The following is a 17,084-nucleotide window of genomic DNA, read 5'->3' on the forward strand; positions in this document are numbered from 1 at the left end:
TATTCGTGAGCAAATCGCTGCAAGCCATCCGTGGCATGAACGACATCCTGCCCGACCAGTCGCCGCTGTGGCGCTACTTCGAGGGCACCGTGGCCGGCTTGCTGGACAGCTACGGCTACAGCCAGATCCGCACGCCGATCGTCGAGTTCACCGAGCTGTTCAAGCGCTCTATCGGTGAAGTCACCGATATCGTCGAGAAGGAGATGTACACCTTCGAGGACCGCAACGGCGACTCGCTCACCCTGCGCCCCGAAGGCACCGCCGCCTGCGTGCGTGCCGTGCTCGAGCACGGCATTACCGGCAACGGCCAGGTGCAGAAGCTCTGGTACATCGGCCAGATGTTCCGCCACGAGCGGCCGCAGAAGGGCCGCTACCGCCAGTTCCACCAGATCGGCGTGGAGGTGTTCAACCTCGACGGCCCGGACGTCGACGCCGAACTCATCATGCTGACGTGGCGCCTGTGGGGCTTGCTGGGTATCCAGGATGCGGTCGAACTGCAGCTCAACAGCCTGGGCACCAGCGCAGCCCGCGCGCGTTACCGCGATGCGCTGGTCGAGTACCTGTCGGCCCGCCTCGAACAACTGGACGAAGACAGCCAGCGCCGCCTGAAGAGCAACCCGCTGCGCATCCTCGACAGCAAGGACCAGAACACCCAGGCGGTACTGGTTGGCGCACCGAAGCTCGAAGACTACCTGGACGAAGAGTCCCGCGTGCACTTCGAGGGCCTGAAGGCCCGCCTGGACGCCGCCGGCATTCCGTTCGTGATCAACACCAAGCTGGTCCGCGGCTTGGACTACTACAGCAAGACCGTGTTCGAGTGGGTCACCGACAAGCTCGGCGCCCAGGGCACCGTCTGCGCCGGTGGCCGTTATGACGGCCTGGTCGAGCAGATGGGCGGCAAGCCCACCCCGGGCGTCGGTTTTGCCATGGGCATCGAGCGTCTGATCCTGCTGCTGGAGACCCTGGGCAAGGTGCCCGAGTCGATCAGCCGTACCATCGACGTCTACCTGTGCGCCTTTGGCGAACAGGCGGAGTTGGCCGGCCTGCGCCTGAGCGAAAGCCTGCGCGACCTCCAGCCGAACCTGCGCCTGGCGGTCAATGCCGGTGGCGGCAGCTTCAAGAGCCAGTTCAAGAAGGCCGACAAGAGCGGCGCGCTGTTCGCCCTGATCCTCGGCGACGACGAGCTGGCCAAGCAAGAGATTGGCGTGAAGCCCCTGCGCGGCCAGGGCGAACAACAGAACATTGCCTGGGATGCGCTTGCTGCGCACCTGGAAACCGCGATCGCCCAGGCGTGACGCGGTCCGACAACGAATAGGCGAATAGGAGTATTGGGGTGTCGAGTACCGATGATGAAGGCCTGGCAGCGGCCAAGGACTGGTGGAACCGCAACGGCAAGCCACTGCTGACCGGCGCCCTGCTGGCCGGTGTGGTGGTGATGGGCTGGCAGACCTGGCACAAGTACCAGGCCAACCAGTCGCAAGGCGCTTCGGCGCTGTATCAGGCCCTGCTGGAAACTTCGCTGACGCCAGATGGCAAGCCTGACGCGAGCAAGGTGGCGGAGCTTTCCGGCAAGCTCAAGAGCGAGTTCGGCGGCACCGCCTACGCCCAGTACGGCAGCCTGTTCGTCGCCAAGGTGGCGGTCGAGAGCGGCAAGCTGGACGACGCGGCGAGCGAACTCAAAAGCGTGATGGACAAGCCGGCCGACGCCACCCTGAGCGAGATTTCGCGCCAGCGCCTGGCCCGCGTGCTCGCGGCCCAGGACAAGGCCGAGGACGCCCTCAAGCTACTCGACGGCGACACCGACAAGGCCTTCCTGGCCAGCCGTGAAGAACTCAAGGGCGACCTGCTGGTGCAGCTGGGCCGCGCCGACGACGCGCACGGCGCCTACGAAAAAGCCAAGGCCGCGCTGTCCGACGACGCCGCGATCGGTGGCCTGCAACTGAAGCTGGATGACCTGGCCAAAGGGGACGCCTGAAGTGAAGGGTTGGAAACAAGCAGCAGTGCTCACCCTCGCCGTCCTGGCGGCGGGTTGCAGCAGCAACAGCAAGAAGGAACTGCCCCCGGCCGAGCTGACCAAGTTCACCGAGGAAGTGGTGCTGAAGAAGCAGTGGAGCCGTTCGATCGGTGACGGCCAGGGTGAGACCTACAACACCCTGGTGCCAGCCATCGAGAACGACCGCATCTACGCTTCCGATGTCAACGGCGAGGTCTTCGCGCTGAACCGCATCACCGGTGACGTGGTGTGGAAGAAGGACCTCGAGCTGCCGGTTTCCGGCGCCGTGGGCGTGGGCTATGGCCTGGTCATGCTGGGTACCCTCAAGGGCGAGGTCATTGCCCTGGACTCCAGCACCGGCGAGGAGCGCTGGCGCTCCCGCGTCTCCAGTGAAGTGCTGGCTCCGCCCGCCAACAATGGCGATGTGGTGGTGGTGCAGACCCAGGACGACCGCCTGGTCGGCTTCGACGCCGCCACGGGCGACCGTCGCTGGATCTACGAGAACAGCCCGGCCGTGCTGACCCTGCGCGGTACCGGCGCGCCGGTGGTGACCAACCGCCTGGCCGTTGCCGGCCTCTCAACCGGCAAGGTGGTGGCGGTCGACATCAGCAACGGCGTTCCAGTGTGGGAAAGCCGCGTGGCCGTTCCGCAGGGCCGTTCCGAGCTGGACCGCGTGGTGGACATCGACGGCGGCCTGCTGCTGTCCGGTGGCACCCTGTACGTCAGCACCTACCAGGGCCGCGTCGCCGGCCTGGACCTGGAAAGCGGCCGCGTGCTGTGGCAACGCGATGCTTCCAGCTACGTGGGTGTCGCCCAGGGCTTCGGCAACGTCTACGTGAGCGAAGCGTCGGGCACCGTGCAGAGCGTCGACGAGCGTTCCTCCAGCTCGCTGTGGAGCAACGACTCCATGGCCCGTCGTCAGTTGTCGGCGCCGGAAGTGTTCTCCAGCTATGTGGCTGTCGGTGACTTCGAAGGTTACCTGCACCTGCTCAGCCAGGTCGATGGCCGTTTCGTCGGCCGTGAGCGTATCGACAGCGATGGCCTGCGCGCCCGCCCACTCGTGGTCGGCGACACCATCTACGTCTTTGGCAACAGCGGCAAGCTCGAGGCACTGACCATCCGCTGAAGCTATGCTTGAGCCCGTTCGCGGGCTCAGGTTGCGGCGTAGGAAACGCCGCCCGAACTCCGGCCGCTGCCTTGCAGCGGCCTTTGCATTTTCAAGAATTCAAGAGTGGAGAGCCGCATGGTTCCCGTAATCGCCCTGGTGGGCCGCCCCAACGTCGGCAAATCCACCATGTTCAACCGCCTGACCAAGACCCGCGATGCCATCGTCGGTGACCTGTCGGGCCTGACCCGTGACCGCCAGTATGGTGATGCCAGCTGGCAGGGTCGCTCGTTCATCCTGATCGACACCGGTGGTATCACCGGCGACGAAGTAGGCATGGACGAGAAGATGGCCGAGCAGTCGCTGATGGCCATCGAGGAAGCCGACTACGTCTTGTTCCTGGTCGACGCCCGTGCCGGCATGACCGCCGCCGACCAGATGATTGCCGACCACCTGCGCAAGCGGAACAAGTCGGCTGTGCTGGTGGCGAACAAGATCGACAACATCGACCCCGACATCGCCCGCGCCGAGTTCTCGCCGCTGGGCATGGGCAACGCCATCCCGGTGGCCGGCTCCCAGGGCCGTGGTATCAACGCCCTGATGGAGTCGGTGCTCGGCCACATTCCGCGTGACGCCGAAGAAGAAGCCCTCGACCAGGACGTCGCCGAAGGCGAAGAGGCCGTGCGCATTCCCGGCCCGAGCGAAAAGGACGGTATCAAGATTGCCATCATCGGCCGCCCGAACGTGGGCAAGTCGACGCTGGTCAACCGCATGCTTGGTGAAGAGCGTGTGGTGGTGTACGACGAACCTGGCACCACCCGCGACAGTATCTACATCCCGTTCGAGCGCGATGGCGAGAAGTACACCTTCATCGACACCGCCGGCGTGCGCAAGCGCGGCAAGATCCACGAGGAAGTCGAAAAGTTCTCGGTGGTGAAGACCCTGCAGGCGATCAAGGACGCCAACGTGGTGATCTTCGTCATGGACGCTCGCGAAGGCGTGGTCGACCACGACCTCAACCTGCTGGGCTTTGCCCTCGACGCAGGCCGGGCAATCGTCATCGCACTGAACAAGTGGGACGGCATGGAGCCGGGCGAGCGCGACTATGTGAAAACCGAGCTTGAGCGCCGGCTGTTCTTCGTCGACTTCTGCGACATCCACTTCATCTCCGCCTTGCACGGCACCGGCGTTGGCCACCTGTACAAGTCGGTGCAGGCCGCGTTCAAGTCGGCGGTTACCCGCTGGCCGACCAGCCGCCTGACGCAGATCCTCGAAGACGCCATCAGCGAGCACCAACCGCCGCTGGTCAACGGCCGCCGCATCAAGCTGCGCTATGCCCACCTTGGTGGCGCCAACCCGCCGCTGATCGTGATCCACGGCAACCAGACCGAGAAGGTGCCCAAGTCCTACTCGCGTTACCTGGAGAACACCTACCGCCGCGTGCTCAAGCTGGTCGGCACGCCGATCCGCATCGAGTACAAGGGCGGTGAGAACCCGTACGAGGGCAACAAGAACACCCTCACCGATCGCCAGGTCAACAAGAAGCGCCGCCTGATGTCGCACCACAAGAAGGCCGAGAAGAAGCGCCGCGACAAGCGCTGATTCCGTGCTGGCTTCATCGCCGGCAGGCCGGCTCCCACAGCGTATGCACAAGCCACAATACCTGTGGGAGCCGGCTTGCCGGCGATAGGGCCCTTTGATCCATCGCAATCCCCCTATTGTTTCAACCTTTTTCCTGACCGCTCGTTCCGCTATGCTCGGATCCACCCCCGTGCCGGACAAACCCCAGGAAAGAGGGCTCCATGATCCGCAGCAAACTGCCGAACGTCGGCACGACCATCTTTACCACCATGTCGCAACTGGCCATGCAGACCGGTGCGCTCAACCTGTCCCAGGGCTTCCCTGACTTCAACGGCCCCCCGGCCTTGCTCGATGCCGTTGGCCGCCATGTGGCAGCCGGGCATAACCAGTATTCGCCGATGACCGGCCTGCCAGCCCTGCGCCAGCAGGTTGCAGCCAAGATCGCCCGGCTGTATGGCGTGGCAGTGGATGCCGACCAGGAAGTGACCATCACCCCGGGCGCCACAGAGGCGATCTTCTGCGCGATCCAGGCGGTGATCCATCCCGGTGACGAGGTGATCGTCTTCGACCCCAGCTACGACAGCTACGAGCCGTCGGTGGAGCTGGCCGGTGGCCGCTGCGTGCATGTGCCGCTGCGCGACGGCAGCTTCAGCATCGACTGGCAGAAGTTCAGCGACGCCCTGAGCCCGCGCACGCGCATGGTCATCCTCAATTCGCCGCACAACCCAAGCGGCGCCTTGATCAGCCGCGACGACCTGGACCAGTTGGCTGCGTTGATCGGCGACCGCGATATCTACCTGGTCAGCGACGAAGTCTACGAGCACCTGATTTACGACGGCGTGCGCCACGCCAGCGTGCTGGCCCACGCGCAGCTGTACAGCAAAGCCTTCGTCATCAGCTCGTTTGGCAAGACCTATCACGTCACCGGCTGGAAAACCGGCTACGTGGTCGCGCCACCGGCGCTCAGCGCCGAATTGCGCAAGGTGCACCAGTACGTCAACTTCTGTGGCGTCACGCCCTTGCAGTGCGCCCTGGCCGACTTCATGGCCGAGCACCCTGAGCATATCGACGAACTGCCGGGCTTCTACCAGGCCAAGCGCGACCTGTTCTGCGACCTGCTGCAAGGCTCGCGCTTCAGCTTCACCCGTACCCCAGGCACCTATTTCCAACTGGTGGACTACTCGCAGATCCGCCCCGACCTGAACGACGTCGACATGGCTCTGTGGCTGACCCAGGAGCATGGCGTGGCCAGCATTCCGGTGTCGGTGTTCTACCAGCAACCCATCCCCGAGCAACGCCTGGTACGCCTGTGCTTTGCCAAACGCGAGGAGACGCTGCGCCAGGCAGCGGAAAGACTATGCGCGATCTGAGCCAACTGCCGAACCTTAAAATCGCCTTGGTGCAGACCACCCTGGCCTGGCACGACCGCGAGGCGAACTACGCGCACTTCGAGGAGCTGATCACCCAGGCCGGCGAGGTGGACCTGGTGGTCCTGCCGGAAATGTTCACCACCGGCTTTTCGATGGAGTCCGAAAGCCTGGCCGAGCCGGAAAACGGTCCTACCTACAAATGGCTCAAGGCCCAGGCGAAGAAAGCCAACGCCGTGATCACTGGCAGCGTGATCATCCAGGCCGCCGACGGCAGCCATCGCAACCGGTTGCTGTGGGCGCGGCCCGATGGCGAGATCCTGCATTACGACAAGCGCCACCTGTTCCGCATGGCCGGCGAGCACAAGCACTACACCCCGGGCGAGCGCCAGGTGCAGTTCGAGCTCAAGGGCTGGCGGATTCGCCCGCTGATCTGCTACGACCTGCGTTTCCCGGTGTGGAGCCGCGATGCGCAGGACACCGACCTGCTGCTGTACACCGCCAACTGGCCAGCGGCGCGGCGCTTGCACTGGAACCGGCTGCTGCCGGCACGGGGCATCGAGAACCTGTGCTTCGTGGCAGCGGTGAACCGGATCGGCACCGATGGCAAGGGCTTCGCCTACTCCGGCGACAGCCAGGTGCTGGACTTCCAGGGTGAGAGCCTGCTCAGCGCGGGCGAGGCCGACGGTGTGTTCACCGTGGTGTTGCGGGCGGCGGAGCTGGCCGCGTATCGGGCGCGGTTCCCGGCCAATATGGATGCCGATACCTTCGAACTGCATTGATTGCTGCGCGGGCCTCATCGCTGGCAAGTCGCGGCGGCGAACCGCAGCTCCCACAGGGACGGCGCTTGGCTTGAGGGCGGCGCGGTCGGAGTGGGAGCCGGCTTGCCGGCGATGAGGCCGGCATTGCTGACCTGACTGTCTGATCAGTACACATCCCGGCGATAGCGCCCATCCTCGATCAGCCGCTGCACCCGCTCCTCGCCCAGGATTCCCTGCAACGCCGAATCCACCCCGGCTGCCATCCCTTGCAGGCTGCCGCAGACATACACGCAAGCGCCATCCTCGACCCAGCGCTTGAACTCGGCGGCCTGCTGCAACAGCACATCCTGCACGTAGATCTTCTGCGCCTGGTCCCGCGAGAAAGCCAGGTCCAGCCGTTGCAGGTCGCCGCTTGCCACCCAGCCTTGCAGTTCCTCACCGCACAGCAGATCGTGCGCCCGGTTGCGCTCACCGAACAGCAGCCAGTTGCGCTGCTCTCCCGCCGCGATGCGCGCCTTGAGCAGGCTGCGCAGGCCAGCCAGGCCGGTGCCGTTACCGATCAGCACCAGAGGGGCCGATCCGCCGGGCAGGTGGAAGCCGCTGTTGCGACGCAGGCGTGCGCTGACGCTGCCATCGAGTGGCAGATACTCGGTCAGCCAGCCGGAACCCAGGCCCAGGCTGCCATCGGCGTGGCGCTCCTGGCGCACGATCAGCTCCAGCACGCCGTCGCTGGCGATGGAGGCAATCGAGTATTCGCGAGCGGCCAGCGGGATCAGGGCATCGACCAGCGCCTGGGCATGCAGGCCGACCAGGTGTTCGCGGCCGACCGGCAGTTGGCGGCTGGCCAGGGCCTGCGCCAGGCTTTCCTGCAGGCCGTCGAGCTGCACCGGGCAGCCAGGGTCGAGGCCCAGGCCTGCCAGGAAGGCATCGACACGGGGCTGGCCATTGCGCGGCACGATCTCGATCAGGTCGCCTGCTTCCCAGGTTGCGGGCATTTGCGCCTGCAGTCCCAGCAGGTAGACCGGCGCGCCCTGGCTACCTGGGTTGAGCAGTTCACGGCGCAGCAGACGCCAGTTGCCGAAGCTCGGCGGCTGCCAGGCGGCGATCGGTCGGGCGCCGGTCAGTTGCGTCAGTTCCTGTTGCCACAGTTGAAGCGCGGTGGGGTCGGCATTGTCCACTTCCACCGGGCTGAAGGCGCAGGTGGCGCCACGCTCGCCAAGCCAGGCCTGGAGGCGGCGGGCGAAGCTGCAAAAGTGCGGATACTGGCGGTCACCCAGGGCCAGCAGGGCGTAGTCCAGATGCTCGAGTGCCCAAGGTTGGCCGAGCACCTTGCGCTCGAAGCCGCGGGCGCTGTCCGGGGCTTCGCCGTCGCCGAAGGTGCTGACCACGAACAGGGCACGGCTGGCCTGGCGCAATTGGGCTTCGCCCAGCTCGGCCAGCGGGCGTACCTGCACCGGCAAGCCGGCGGCTTGCAGCTGGCCGGCGCTCTGCCAGGCCAGTTGTTCGGCGAAACCGCTCTGGCTGGCGAAGCCGATCAGCCAGCTGTCGCCAGCGTTGCCCCGGTCGGCCACTGCGCCACGGGCAGCGCGTACCTGGCGTTTCTTGCGCCGACGGTCGAGGTACAGCAGCCAGCCGGTGACGAAGAACAGTGGCATGGTCAGGCTGGCGAGGGTGACGATGATGCGCCCCGGCAGACCGAAGTACTCGCCGACGTGCAGGGCATAGACGCTTTGCAGCAGTTGCGCCTTGAACGACTTGTCGGCATAGCGTTCGTGACGCTTGACCTGGCCGCTGGCCGGGTCGAGGGTCAGGGTGTTGAAGGCCCGCTCGTGCTCGGCGCCTTGCAGCAGGTAGAACAGCGTCGCGGGCTGGCCGCCGGCCGGCGGCAGGCGCAGGTTGTAGGTGGCCAGGTCCGGGCCTGCGGCTGTCTTGAGGTTGGCCCAGATGGCGTCATAGTCCACCACCCGTGGCGGGGCGTTCTTGTCCACTTTGGGCGGACCATGACGACCGCCACGGCCTTCGCCGCGTTTCTGCTCGCCCGCCGCGGGCTGGTCGGCCAGCAGGCGGTTGAGGCCTTCGCGGTACCACTCGTAGGACCAGAACAGCCCGGTCAGGGCGAACAGCAGGTAGAACAGCAGGCACCAGGTGCCGAACACCGCATGCAGGTCCCAGTTGAAGGCACGGCCTTTCCTGGCCCAGTCGAGGGTCAGCCAGGTCCGCCAGTTCAGGGCCTTGCGCGGCCAGCGCAGGTACAGCCCCGAGAGGCAGAAGAAGATCAGCATCAGGGTGCAGGCGCCGGTGATCTGCCGGCCAGTGTCGCCCATGGCCAGGAACCGGTGCAGGTTGAGCATGAGGTTGAAGAAGCCAAGGCCTGCGACTTCACCCTTGAGCTCGCCGGTGTACGGATCGGCGTAGCGCAGCGCGCCGCGCCGCTCGCCGGGGGCCGGGGTGAAGAAGATCCGCGCCGCGTTGCCGTCGCGGGTATCGACCCAGAGCATGGAGACCTGGTCGCCTTGCGCGGCCTCGACCCGGCGCACCAGCTCGGCCGGCGGCAACACGCCTTCCTGGCGTACCTCGACCTTGAGCACCTCGGCGTTGAACGCGCGCAGCAGTTCTTCCTGGAACGACCAGATTGCGCCGGTGATGCCCATCAGCGCCAGCACCAGGCCGGCGCTGATGCCAAAGAACCAGTGCAATTGGAACAGCGTCTTCTTCACCACATCGATCACCTTGTCTTGCCGCCAGCAACTGCGCGGCGTGCATTATGCCTTGATACGCAAAAGCCCCGTTCAATCGATTGAACGGGGCCTGGGGTGCGGCTTTTAGAAGTGGACGCTGGTGGTCAGCAATGCCGTGCGTCCCGCCGCCTGGTTGGCGAAGTGGGTGGAGTAGGCCTTGTCGTAGTAGACCTCGTTGGTGAGGTTCTGCACGTTCAACTGCAGGTCGATGTTCTTGGTCAGCTTGTAGGCCGCCATGGCGTCGTAGCGCACGTAGCTGTCGACCATGGTGGTGTTGGCCACGCTGCCGTACACGTCGTCTACATAGAAGGCGCCGCCACCGACCGTCAACTTCGGCGTCAGCTGGTAGGTGGTCCACAGGCTGGCGCTGTTGTTCGGCGTGTTGGGCAGCTGGTTGCCGTCGTTCGCCTTGCCCAGCGGGCCACCGTCGATCTGGCGGGCCTGCATGTAGGTGTAGCCGGCGAACACCTGCCACTTGTCGGTCAGCTTGCCGCTGGCCGACAGCTCGATGCCTTGCACACGGGTTTCACCGACGTTCTCGTAGGTGTTGGTGTTGACCTGCACCCGGGCGTTTTCCTTCTCGGTGCGGAACAGCGCCGCTGCCAGGGACAGGCGCTGGTCGAGCAGGTCCCACTTGGTGCCGATTTCGTAGTTGGTGGTTTCTTCCGGCTCCATGTCACTGTTGAGCAGGTTGCCGGAGCGGTCGGTGGTGTTGCCCAGCGGGTTGCCTTCGGTGCCCTCGCCGAGCATGGCGCCAGGCGGTGTGGCTGAGGTGGCGTAGGACACATAGATGCTGCCGTTGTCGGCCGGCTTCCACACCAGGCCCAGCTGGCCGGTGATGAATTCGCTGGTGTCCTGGCCCTTGGCGGGTACGCCTTTGGTGCTCACTGCGGTACTGCCGTCGGCATTGTAGCCACGGTAGTCGGTGTCGAAGTGGTCATAGCGCAGGCCCATGTTGAGCAGCCACTGCGGGGTCAGCTCCAGGGTGTCGAACACATAGAGTGCGCGGGTCTTGCTGCTGGTCTTGGTGCCGGCGTAGTTGCGCGCGACGGTGCCGACCCAGGCATCGTCCGGGTTCGGGTTGTCCAGCGAGGTGCAGCTGCCGCCGCTGCCCGGCCCGGTGCAGGTGAGCTTGCTGTTGGGGGTGACGGTGTAGCTCTGGCGGTCGGACTCTTCCTTGGTGAACTCGACGCCGGTGGAGAAGCTGTTCTTCAGGCCGCCCAGGTAGAATTCGCCGAACAGGTCGGTCTGGTTGGTGGTGGTGGCGGTGTTGCCCACACGGGTGTTGGCGCGACGCCAGACGCCGTTGTTGTTGACGTTGCCGGCACTGTCGTCGGGCTGGGTCAGCACGTAGTCCTGCATGCTGTTGCCGTGGCGCAGGGTGTTCTTGAGGGTCAGCGTGTCGGACAGGTCGTGCTCGATGGCGAAGGTCGCGATATCGACACGGGTCTTGCGGAAGTCGCGGCCGGTCAGGCCGTAGAAGTTGTCGCTGTCGCCGCCGTCCACCGGTTTGTCCGGATGGGCAGAGGTACGGGCTCCGCTGCCTGCCAATGGCACGCTGTAGGGGATGCCGGAGTCCGGCAGGTCGTCGCTTTCCAGGTGGTAGTAGTCGAGGTTGACGCGGGTCGGCGTGCCCAGGCCGAACGCCAGCGACGGGGCGATGCCCCAGCGGTCGTAGTTGACCTTGTCGCGGCCGGCGACGTTACTCTCGTGGGTCATCAGGTTCAGGCGCCCGGCGACGCTGTCGCTGAACTGGTAGTTGCCATCGAAGGTGTAACGCTGGGTCTGGTCGCTGCCCCAGGTCCAGGCGCCGTCCAGCGAGTTGCCCAGGTGCGCGCGCTTGCTCACCAGGTTGATGGTGCCGCCGGCCGCACCGCGACCACCAATGGCCGAGTTCGGTCCCTTGGCCACTTCGACAGACTCGATGGCGAAGATTTCGCGGGTCTGGGCGCCGGTGTCACGCACGCCGTCCAGGTAGGTGTCGCCCTGGGCGTCGAAGCCACGGATGAATGGGCGATCGCCTTGCGGGTTGCCGCCTTCGCCGGCACCGAAGGTGATCCCGGGTACCGTGCGCAGGGCGTCCTGCAGGGACATGGCGTTGGTGTCCTTGATCACCTGCTGGGGAATCACCGTGATCGAGCGCGGCGTGTCCACCAATGGCGCGGTGTACTTCTGCGACGAGGCCTTGTCGACCTTGTACTCGGTGCTTGCCTGTTCGGCCTTGCCATTGACGCTGGTGGCGTCGAGGGTGATGGCGTTGCTGGCGGCCGGGTCGGCGGCATAGGCCGAGGTGGCGGTGATCGCCATGCCGATGGCGGAGGCGAGCAGACGTGGTGAACTCACAGCAGATGGCACGTGACGCATTGTTGTAGACCTTCCCCAAGGTATGAAGGCCGCGGATGTTAATGTAAGCGAATGTAAGGAACAATTGAGAAGCGTTACCATTCGCCAGGAATTTACATTCTTTACAATTTTGCCTTACGGTTTTTACGGTCTCATCCGTCGCGCTCTGGAGAAAGGGGCTTGTGGTAGGTAAAAGGTAATCAATATCATTGACGCCCCTTTCGCTCTCGGTGCCGTCGCCATGCTGCTTCACATCCCAGGCCTGTTCGAGGCCGACGAAATCCTGCGCATTCGCGAAGCCCTGGAGCAGGCCGACTGGGCCGACGGCAAAATCACCGCCGGATACCAGTCGGCCAAGGCCAAGCACAACCTGCAGTTGCCCGAGGGGCATGCGCTGGCCAAGGAAATCGGCAGTGCGTTGATCGAGCGGCTGTGGCGCAACCCGTTGTTCATGTCCGCGGCGCTGCCGCACAAGGTGTTCCCGCCACTGATCAACTGCTATCGCGAGGGCGGCAGTTTCGATTTCCATATCGACAATGCCTTGCGCCAGCCCAAGGGCAGCCCGGAGCGCGTGCGTACCGACCTGTCCTCGACGCTGTTTCTCAGCGACCCGGACAGCTATGACGGCGGCGAGCTGGTGATCCAGGACACCTATGGCGTGCGGCAGGTCAAGCTGGCCGCCGGCGACCTGGTTCTGTACCCCGGCACCAGCCTGCACAAGGTCAACCCGGTCACCCGCGGGGCGCGCTATGCGGCGTTCTTCTGGACCCAGAGCCTGGTGCGCGAGGACAGCCAGCGCACCTTGCTGTTCGAGATGGACAATGCCATCCGTCAGCTCGGCGCCGATGTGCCGGAGCACCCGTCGCTGCTGCAACTGACGGGCACCTACCACAACCTGCTGCGCCGCTGGGCCGAGGTCTGAGCCGTGTCTTATCAATTGCGTCGTGAGGAAGTGGTGGATGTGGCCGGGCTGAAGGCGATGCTCAAGCACAGCCCGGGACAGGCCGCGCAGGCGATCCTGACGGCGGCGGGGCAAGGGGCGGTCGAGGCGCAGCTGTTGCTTGGGCAGATCCTGCTCGATGGGCGCGGTATCGAAGAGGATGCCAACGTGGCCCGGCGTTGGTTCGCCATTGCCGCCCAGGGTGGCAGTGCCATGGCCCACAACATGCTTGGCCGTTGCCTCGAGCACGGCTGGGGTGGCGAGGTGGATCTCGCCCAGGCGGCCATTCACTATGCCCGGGCGGCCGACGCCGGGCTGGACTGGGGGATGTACAACCTGGCCAATCTGCTGGCCACCGGTCGTGGGGTGGCGGCCAACCAGTCCCAGGCGTTGATGTGCTACGAGAAAGCCGCGCAGCTGGGGCATGCCAAGTCGATGAACCTGTATGGGCGGTATCTGGAGCAGGGCATTGCCACCGCTGCGAGCCCGGTGCGGGCCATGCGCTGGTATCGCCGTTCAGCCGAGGCGGGGGATTTCCGCGGGATGTTCAGCCTGGCGCTGGTGCTGGTCGAGCGGGGGCAGATAGCCGAGGCCGGGCCCTGGCTGGACCGGGCCAGGGTCGAAGGCAACCTGAATTTCCTGCGCAGTGCGCTGGTGACGTTGCAGGGGGCGGGGCCAGCATTGATGGCCTTTGCGGCGCGTTATGCCGAGGAGATCGAACGGCGGGAAGACTGAGCCTGATCGTGCGGGCCTCTGCGCGAGACCGCTGCCACGAGCAAGTAGGGGCCGCCTTGCGGCCCATCGCCGGCAAGCCGGCTCCCACAGGTTCAGCGCAGGTCTCAGAACTGCGCGATCCCTGTGGGAGCCGGCTTGCCGGCGATGGGCTGCGTAGCAGCCGCAAGTGACGCCTCGAGTTACAGGTAGTAAGCCTTCAGCGGCGGGAAGCCGTTGAACTCCACCGCGCTGTAGCTGGTGGTGTAGGCACCGGTCGACAGCCAGTACAGGCGGTCACCGATGGCCAGGTTCAGCGGCAGGCCGTACTTGTAGTTTTCGTACATGATGTCGGCGCTGTCGCAGGTCGGGCCGGCGATGACGACTTCTTCGGTTTCGCCTTTCTTTTCGGTCCAGATCGGGAACTTGATGGCTTCGTCCATGGTTTCGATCAGGCCGGAGAACTTGCCCACGTCGGTGTAGATCCAGCGCTCGACGGCAGTACGAGACTTGCGCGCCACCAGCACCACTTCACTGACCAGGATGCCGGCGTTGGCGATCAGCGAACGGCCAGGCTCGAGGATGATTTCCGGCAGGTCGTCACCGAAGTCTTCCTTGAGGAAGCGGATGATCTCTTCGGCGTAGGTCTCGAGGCTGTTGGTGCGGGTGATGTAGTTGGCCGGGAAGCCGCCGCCCATGTTGATCAGCTTCAGCTCGATGCCGTCTTCTTCCTTGAGGCGCTCGAAGATCACCTTGACCTTGGCGATGGCTGCGTCCCACACGCTGATGTCGCGCTGTTGCGAGCCGACGTGGAAGGAGATGCCGTAGGGCACCAGGCCCAGGTCGCGGGCGAGGATCAGCAGGTCCATGGCCATGTCGGTCTGGCAGCCGAACTTGCGCGACAGTGGCCAGTCGGCGGTGGTGGAGCCTTCGGTGAGAATACGCACATAGACTTTCGAGCCCGGCGCGGCCTTGGCGATGTTGCGCAGGTCGGCCTCGGAGTCGGTGGCGTACAGGCGCACGCCTTTCTCGTAGAAGTAGCGGATGTCCTTGGACTTCTTGATGGTGTTGCCGTAGCTGATACGGTCGGCGCTGACGCCGCGGCCGAGCACCTTGTCCAGTTCATAGATCGAGGCGATGTCGAAGCTCGAGCCCTTTTCCTTCAGCAGGTCGATGATCTCGACCGCCGGGTTGGCCTTGACCGCGTAGTAGACCTTGGCGAATTCGAACCCGGCGCGCAGGTCGTCATAGGCCTGGCTGATCATCTGGGTATCGATGAGAACGAACGGGGTTTCCTGCTTGTCGGCGAACGCCTTCATTTTCTGGAAGGTGTCACGCGCAAAGTAGTCTTCGACCTGGATCGACATGCTCAGGGGCTCCATGGGCAAACTGAAAAGATAAGTGGCAGCAACTGAACGTCCTCCGTATCCCCACTTTGGTTCGCCTACTTCCCAAGGCATGTCGCCGAAAGCAAAAAGGTCAGCCGTGCCGGGAAAAGGCGGGTGACCTTGCTGTCTCGTCGTCAGTACTTGAGCCGGATGGATCGTTTCCAGCATGGACGTTCGGCGCGCACTTTAGGGTGTGAAAACGCCAATATCAACAGGCAATCCGAGGGCATTCGTCGTGTGCCGGCGGCCTGCCGTTGCGATAACCGACCGATGTGAACCAGGTAGGTTCAGGAAATGACCATGAGCGTAAAAAATTGTGGAATAGGTGGCGATCTGGCTGCGATCGGTTGATAGCTTCATTCTTTGCATGATGGCTCTGGTTTCGCTGCGAAAGGGCGGAGGAACCTGTTGGTGACCGTTTGTCGGTGGCTGAGGCAGGAGGGCGAATGAACACAGGGTGTTCAAATTTATGGCCACATGCTCAGCCTGGTCTTTACCGCGAAATTGGCCATAAATTTTTTGTTACGCAGAGCCTATCTGGGCCATTGGTCGTGCAAGGGACATGTCGATTGCCGTCCTTGATGAGAAATATTACTATTCGCGACCTCATCTGCCTCCCTGACGACCCCGACCGTGTCCGGACCCAAAGGCTTCCTCGACCATTACCAAGAGCTGATCGGCACCTGGACGCGCAAACTGCGCAGTCGACAGCAGGCCGAGGACCTCACCCACGATGCCTTTGTGCGGGTGCTGGAAAACCCGCGCGAGCAGGTCGAACAGCCACGCGCCTATCTGCACCAGACCGCCCGCAACATCGCCGTCGACGGCTTTCGCCGCGAGGACCGGCGCCAGGCCCTGGAGCTTGAGGCCTTCACAGGTGATATGGCCGCAGGGGACGACCCGGAAGCGTATGTGCACGCCCTGGAACTGGCCGACAGCGTCGAGCGTGCGCTGGCCGAGCTGCCGCTGAATTGCCGCAGGGTGTTCATCTGGCAGAAGCTCGAAGGCCTGACCCAGGCCGAGATCGCCGAGCGCATGGGTTTGACCAAGAACATGGTCGAAAAGTATATGATCCGCACGCTCCGGCATCTGCGTGAGCACCTGGATGTGTCGGCCAGATGAGTCAGGAGACCCCTTCGATGAAACAGCACGCGCCCGATCCCGTGGGCGAGCAGGCGGCCAGCTGGTTCGCCCGGGCCCAGGACGCGCCGCACGACAATGCCGTGCAGTCGGCGTTGCAGGCGTGGCTGACGCAGCACCCGCGGCACCGGCAAGAGTACGAGCGCCTGGCGCAACTGTGGCGCGCCGCCGACTTCATCCCCCGGCAGCGCCTCGAGGCGCTTTGCCAGCCCGAGCCGGTACGTCAGTTGCCGCGCCGACGCCTGCTGCGCCAGGCATTGGCGGCCGGGGTGGCGATGGTGGCGCTCGGGCTTGGCTGGACGGGCTGGCAGTATCAACAGCTCAATCACCAGGACATGCTGGGCACGGGCTTGGGTGAGCGACGTCAGGTCGAGTTGCCGGACGGTTCACGGTTGGAGCTCAACAGTGCCACACAGGTCCAGGTGATGTTTTCCCCGGGGCAGCGCCATGTGCGCCTGGACGCGGGCGAGGCGATGTTCATCGTCGCCCACGACAGTGGCCGACCCTTTGTGGTCAGCACTGCCCAGGGCAATGTCACCGTCACCGGCACCCGCTTCGATGTACGCCAGGATCCGAACCGGACTCGCGTGGCGGTGGAGCAGGGGGCGGTGAAGGTACAGGGCGCAGCCGAGTCGCTGGCGCTGCTCACTGCCGGCCAGGGTTCGCATATCGATGCGCAGGGCAAGGTCGCCGCGCCCTATGCCATCGATGCCAAGGCGCTGACCGCCTGGCGCCAGGGCAAGCTGGTCTTCGACAACGCGCCGCTGAGCGACGTAGTGGCGGAGGTTTCGCGCTACCGCGCCCGACCTTTGCATGTGGCGTCCGGCAAGGCCGCTGCTCTGCGCCTGTCGAGCACCTTCAGCACCGACGACCCGGACGCCCTGTTGCGGGCCTTGCCGAGCATACTGCCGGTGCGCGTGAAGAACCTTGCAGACGGCTCCAGCGAAATTGTTCTGAAATAGATTCAGGTTTTTTTCCGTTCGTTCGTCTTCCCCGCCAGCTGCAACTGCCAAGCAT

General features: G+C 64.6%; 13 protein-coding genes. 10 read left to right on the top strand and 3 right to left on the bottom strand.

Going from position 1 to position 17,084, the window contains the following annotated elements; all coding sequences use genetic code 11:
• Positions 1–5 precede the first annotated feature (5 nt).
• The 6 genes from hisS to LOY42_RS04805 all read left to right on the top strand — a co-directional run bounded on the left by hisS (position 6) and on the right by LOY42_RS04805 (position 6,828).
• A complete protein-coding gene (hisS, locus tag LOY42_RS04780; protein WP_102682072.1) occupies positions 6–1,295 on the top strand; it encodes a histidine--tRNA ligase in 1,290 nt (429 codons plus the stop codon).
• Positions 1,296–1,333: 38 nt separating this feature from the next.
• Positions 1,334–1,975, top strand: coding sequence for a tetratricopeptide repeat protein (locus LOY42_RS04785; protein ID WP_038706767.1), 642 nt, complete (start codon positions 1,334–1,336; stop codon positions 1,973–1,975).
• Positions 1,950–3,119, top strand: a complete 1,170-nt coding sequence (gene bamB / locus LOY42_RS04790; RefSeq protein WP_094011722.1) for an outer membrane protein assembly factor BamB — start codon at positions 1,950–1,952, stop codon at positions 3,117–3,119. Before LOY42_RS04785 ends, bamB begins: the two co-directional genes overlap by 26 nt.
• Before the next feature lie 117 nt (positions 3,120–3,236).
• Positions 3,237–4,700 carry a ribosome biogenesis GTPase Der gene (gene der / locus LOY42_RS04795; RefSeq protein ID WP_102682071.1) on the top strand — a complete coding sequence of 488 codons (1,464 nt, stop codon included), beginning with the start codon at positions 3,237–3,239 and terminating at the stop codon, positions 4,698–4,700.
• Positions 4,701–4,900: 200 nt separating this feature from the next.
• A complete protein-coding gene (locus tag LOY42_RS04800; RefSeq protein ID WP_102682070.1) occupies positions 4,901–6,049 on the top strand; it encodes a pyridoxal phosphate-dependent aminotransferase in 1,149 nt (382 codons plus the stop codon).
• Positions 6,037–6,828 (top strand): amidohydrolase, encoded by a 792-nt coding sequence (locus tag LOY42_RS04805; protein WP_102682069.1) that lies wholly within the window; start codon positions 6,037–6,039, stop codon positions 6,826–6,828. The genes LOY42_RS04800 and LOY42_RS04805 overlap by 13 nt, the downstream gene beginning before the upstream one ends.
• 143 nt (positions 6,829–6,971) lie before the next feature.
• Here the strand turns inward: LOY42_RS04805 and LOY42_RS04810 are convergent, their stop codons facing one another.
• Positions 6,972–9,527: a sulfite reductase flavoprotein subunit alpha gene (locus tag LOY42_RS04810; RefSeq protein ID WP_258599933.1), complete on the bottom strand. Its 2,556-nt coding sequence runs from the start codon at positions 9,525–9,527 to the stop codon at positions 6,972–6,974.
• A 102-nt stretch (positions 9,528–9,629) separates the two neighbouring features.
• Positions 9,630–11,909 (bottom strand): TonB-dependent siderophore receptor, encoded by a 2,280-nt coding sequence (locus LOY42_RS04815; protein WP_139668992.1) that lies wholly within the window; start codon positions 11,907–11,909, stop codon positions 9,630–9,632.
• 220 nt (positions 11,910–12,129) lie between these two features.
• Here LOY42_RS04815 and LOY42_RS04820 point away from each other — a divergent pair, with 220 nt between their 5' ends.
• Both LOY42_RS04820 and LOY42_RS04825 read left to right on the top strand, forming a co-directional pair.
• Positions 12,130–12,810: a Fe2+-dependent dioxygenase gene (locus LOY42_RS04820; RefSeq protein ID WP_046854262.1), complete on the top strand. Its 681-nt coding sequence runs from the start codon at positions 12,130–12,132 to the stop codon at positions 12,808–12,810.
• Positions 12,811–12,813: 3 nt separating this feature from the next.
• Positions 12,814–13,563: a tetratricopeptide repeat protein gene (locus tag LOY42_RS04825; RefSeq protein WP_139668994.1), complete on the top strand. Its 750-nt coding sequence runs from the start codon at positions 12,814–12,816 to the stop codon at positions 13,561–13,563.
• Positions 13,564–13,742: 179 nt separating this feature from the next.
• On the opposite strand, the gene LOY42_RS04830 is transcribed toward LOY42_RS04825, so the two are convergent.
• Entirely contained in the window at positions 13,743–14,906 is a 1,164-nt protein-coding gene (locus LOY42_RS04830; protein WP_102684931.1) for a type III PLP-dependent enzyme, read from the bottom strand.
• A gap of 654 nt (positions 14,907–15,560) precedes the next feature.
• Here LOY42_RS04830 and LOY42_RS04835 point away from each other — a divergent pair.
• Together LOY42_RS04835 and LOY42_RS04840 are read left to right on the top strand one after the other, a co-directional pair.
• Positions 15,561–16,049 carry a sigma-70 family RNA polymerase sigma factor gene (locus LOY42_RS04835; protein ID WP_102684930.1) on the top strand — a complete coding sequence of 163 codons (489 nt, stop codon included), beginning with the start codon at positions 15,561–15,563 and terminating at the stop codon, positions 16,047–16,049.
• 17 nt (positions 16,050–16,066) lie between these two features.
• Complete coding sequence (locus LOY42_RS04840; protein ID WP_258599936.1) at positions 16,067–17,029, top strand: FecR family protein; 963 nt, start codon at positions 16,067–16,069, stop codon at positions 17,027–17,029.
• The last annotated feature ends 55 nt before the right edge of the window (positions 17,030–17,084 follow it).

Source organism: Pseudomonas sp. B21-023 (genome assembly GCF_024749165.1).
GTDB lineage: Bacteria > Pseudomonadota > Gammaproteobacteria > Pseudomonadales > Pseudomonadaceae > Aquipseudomonas.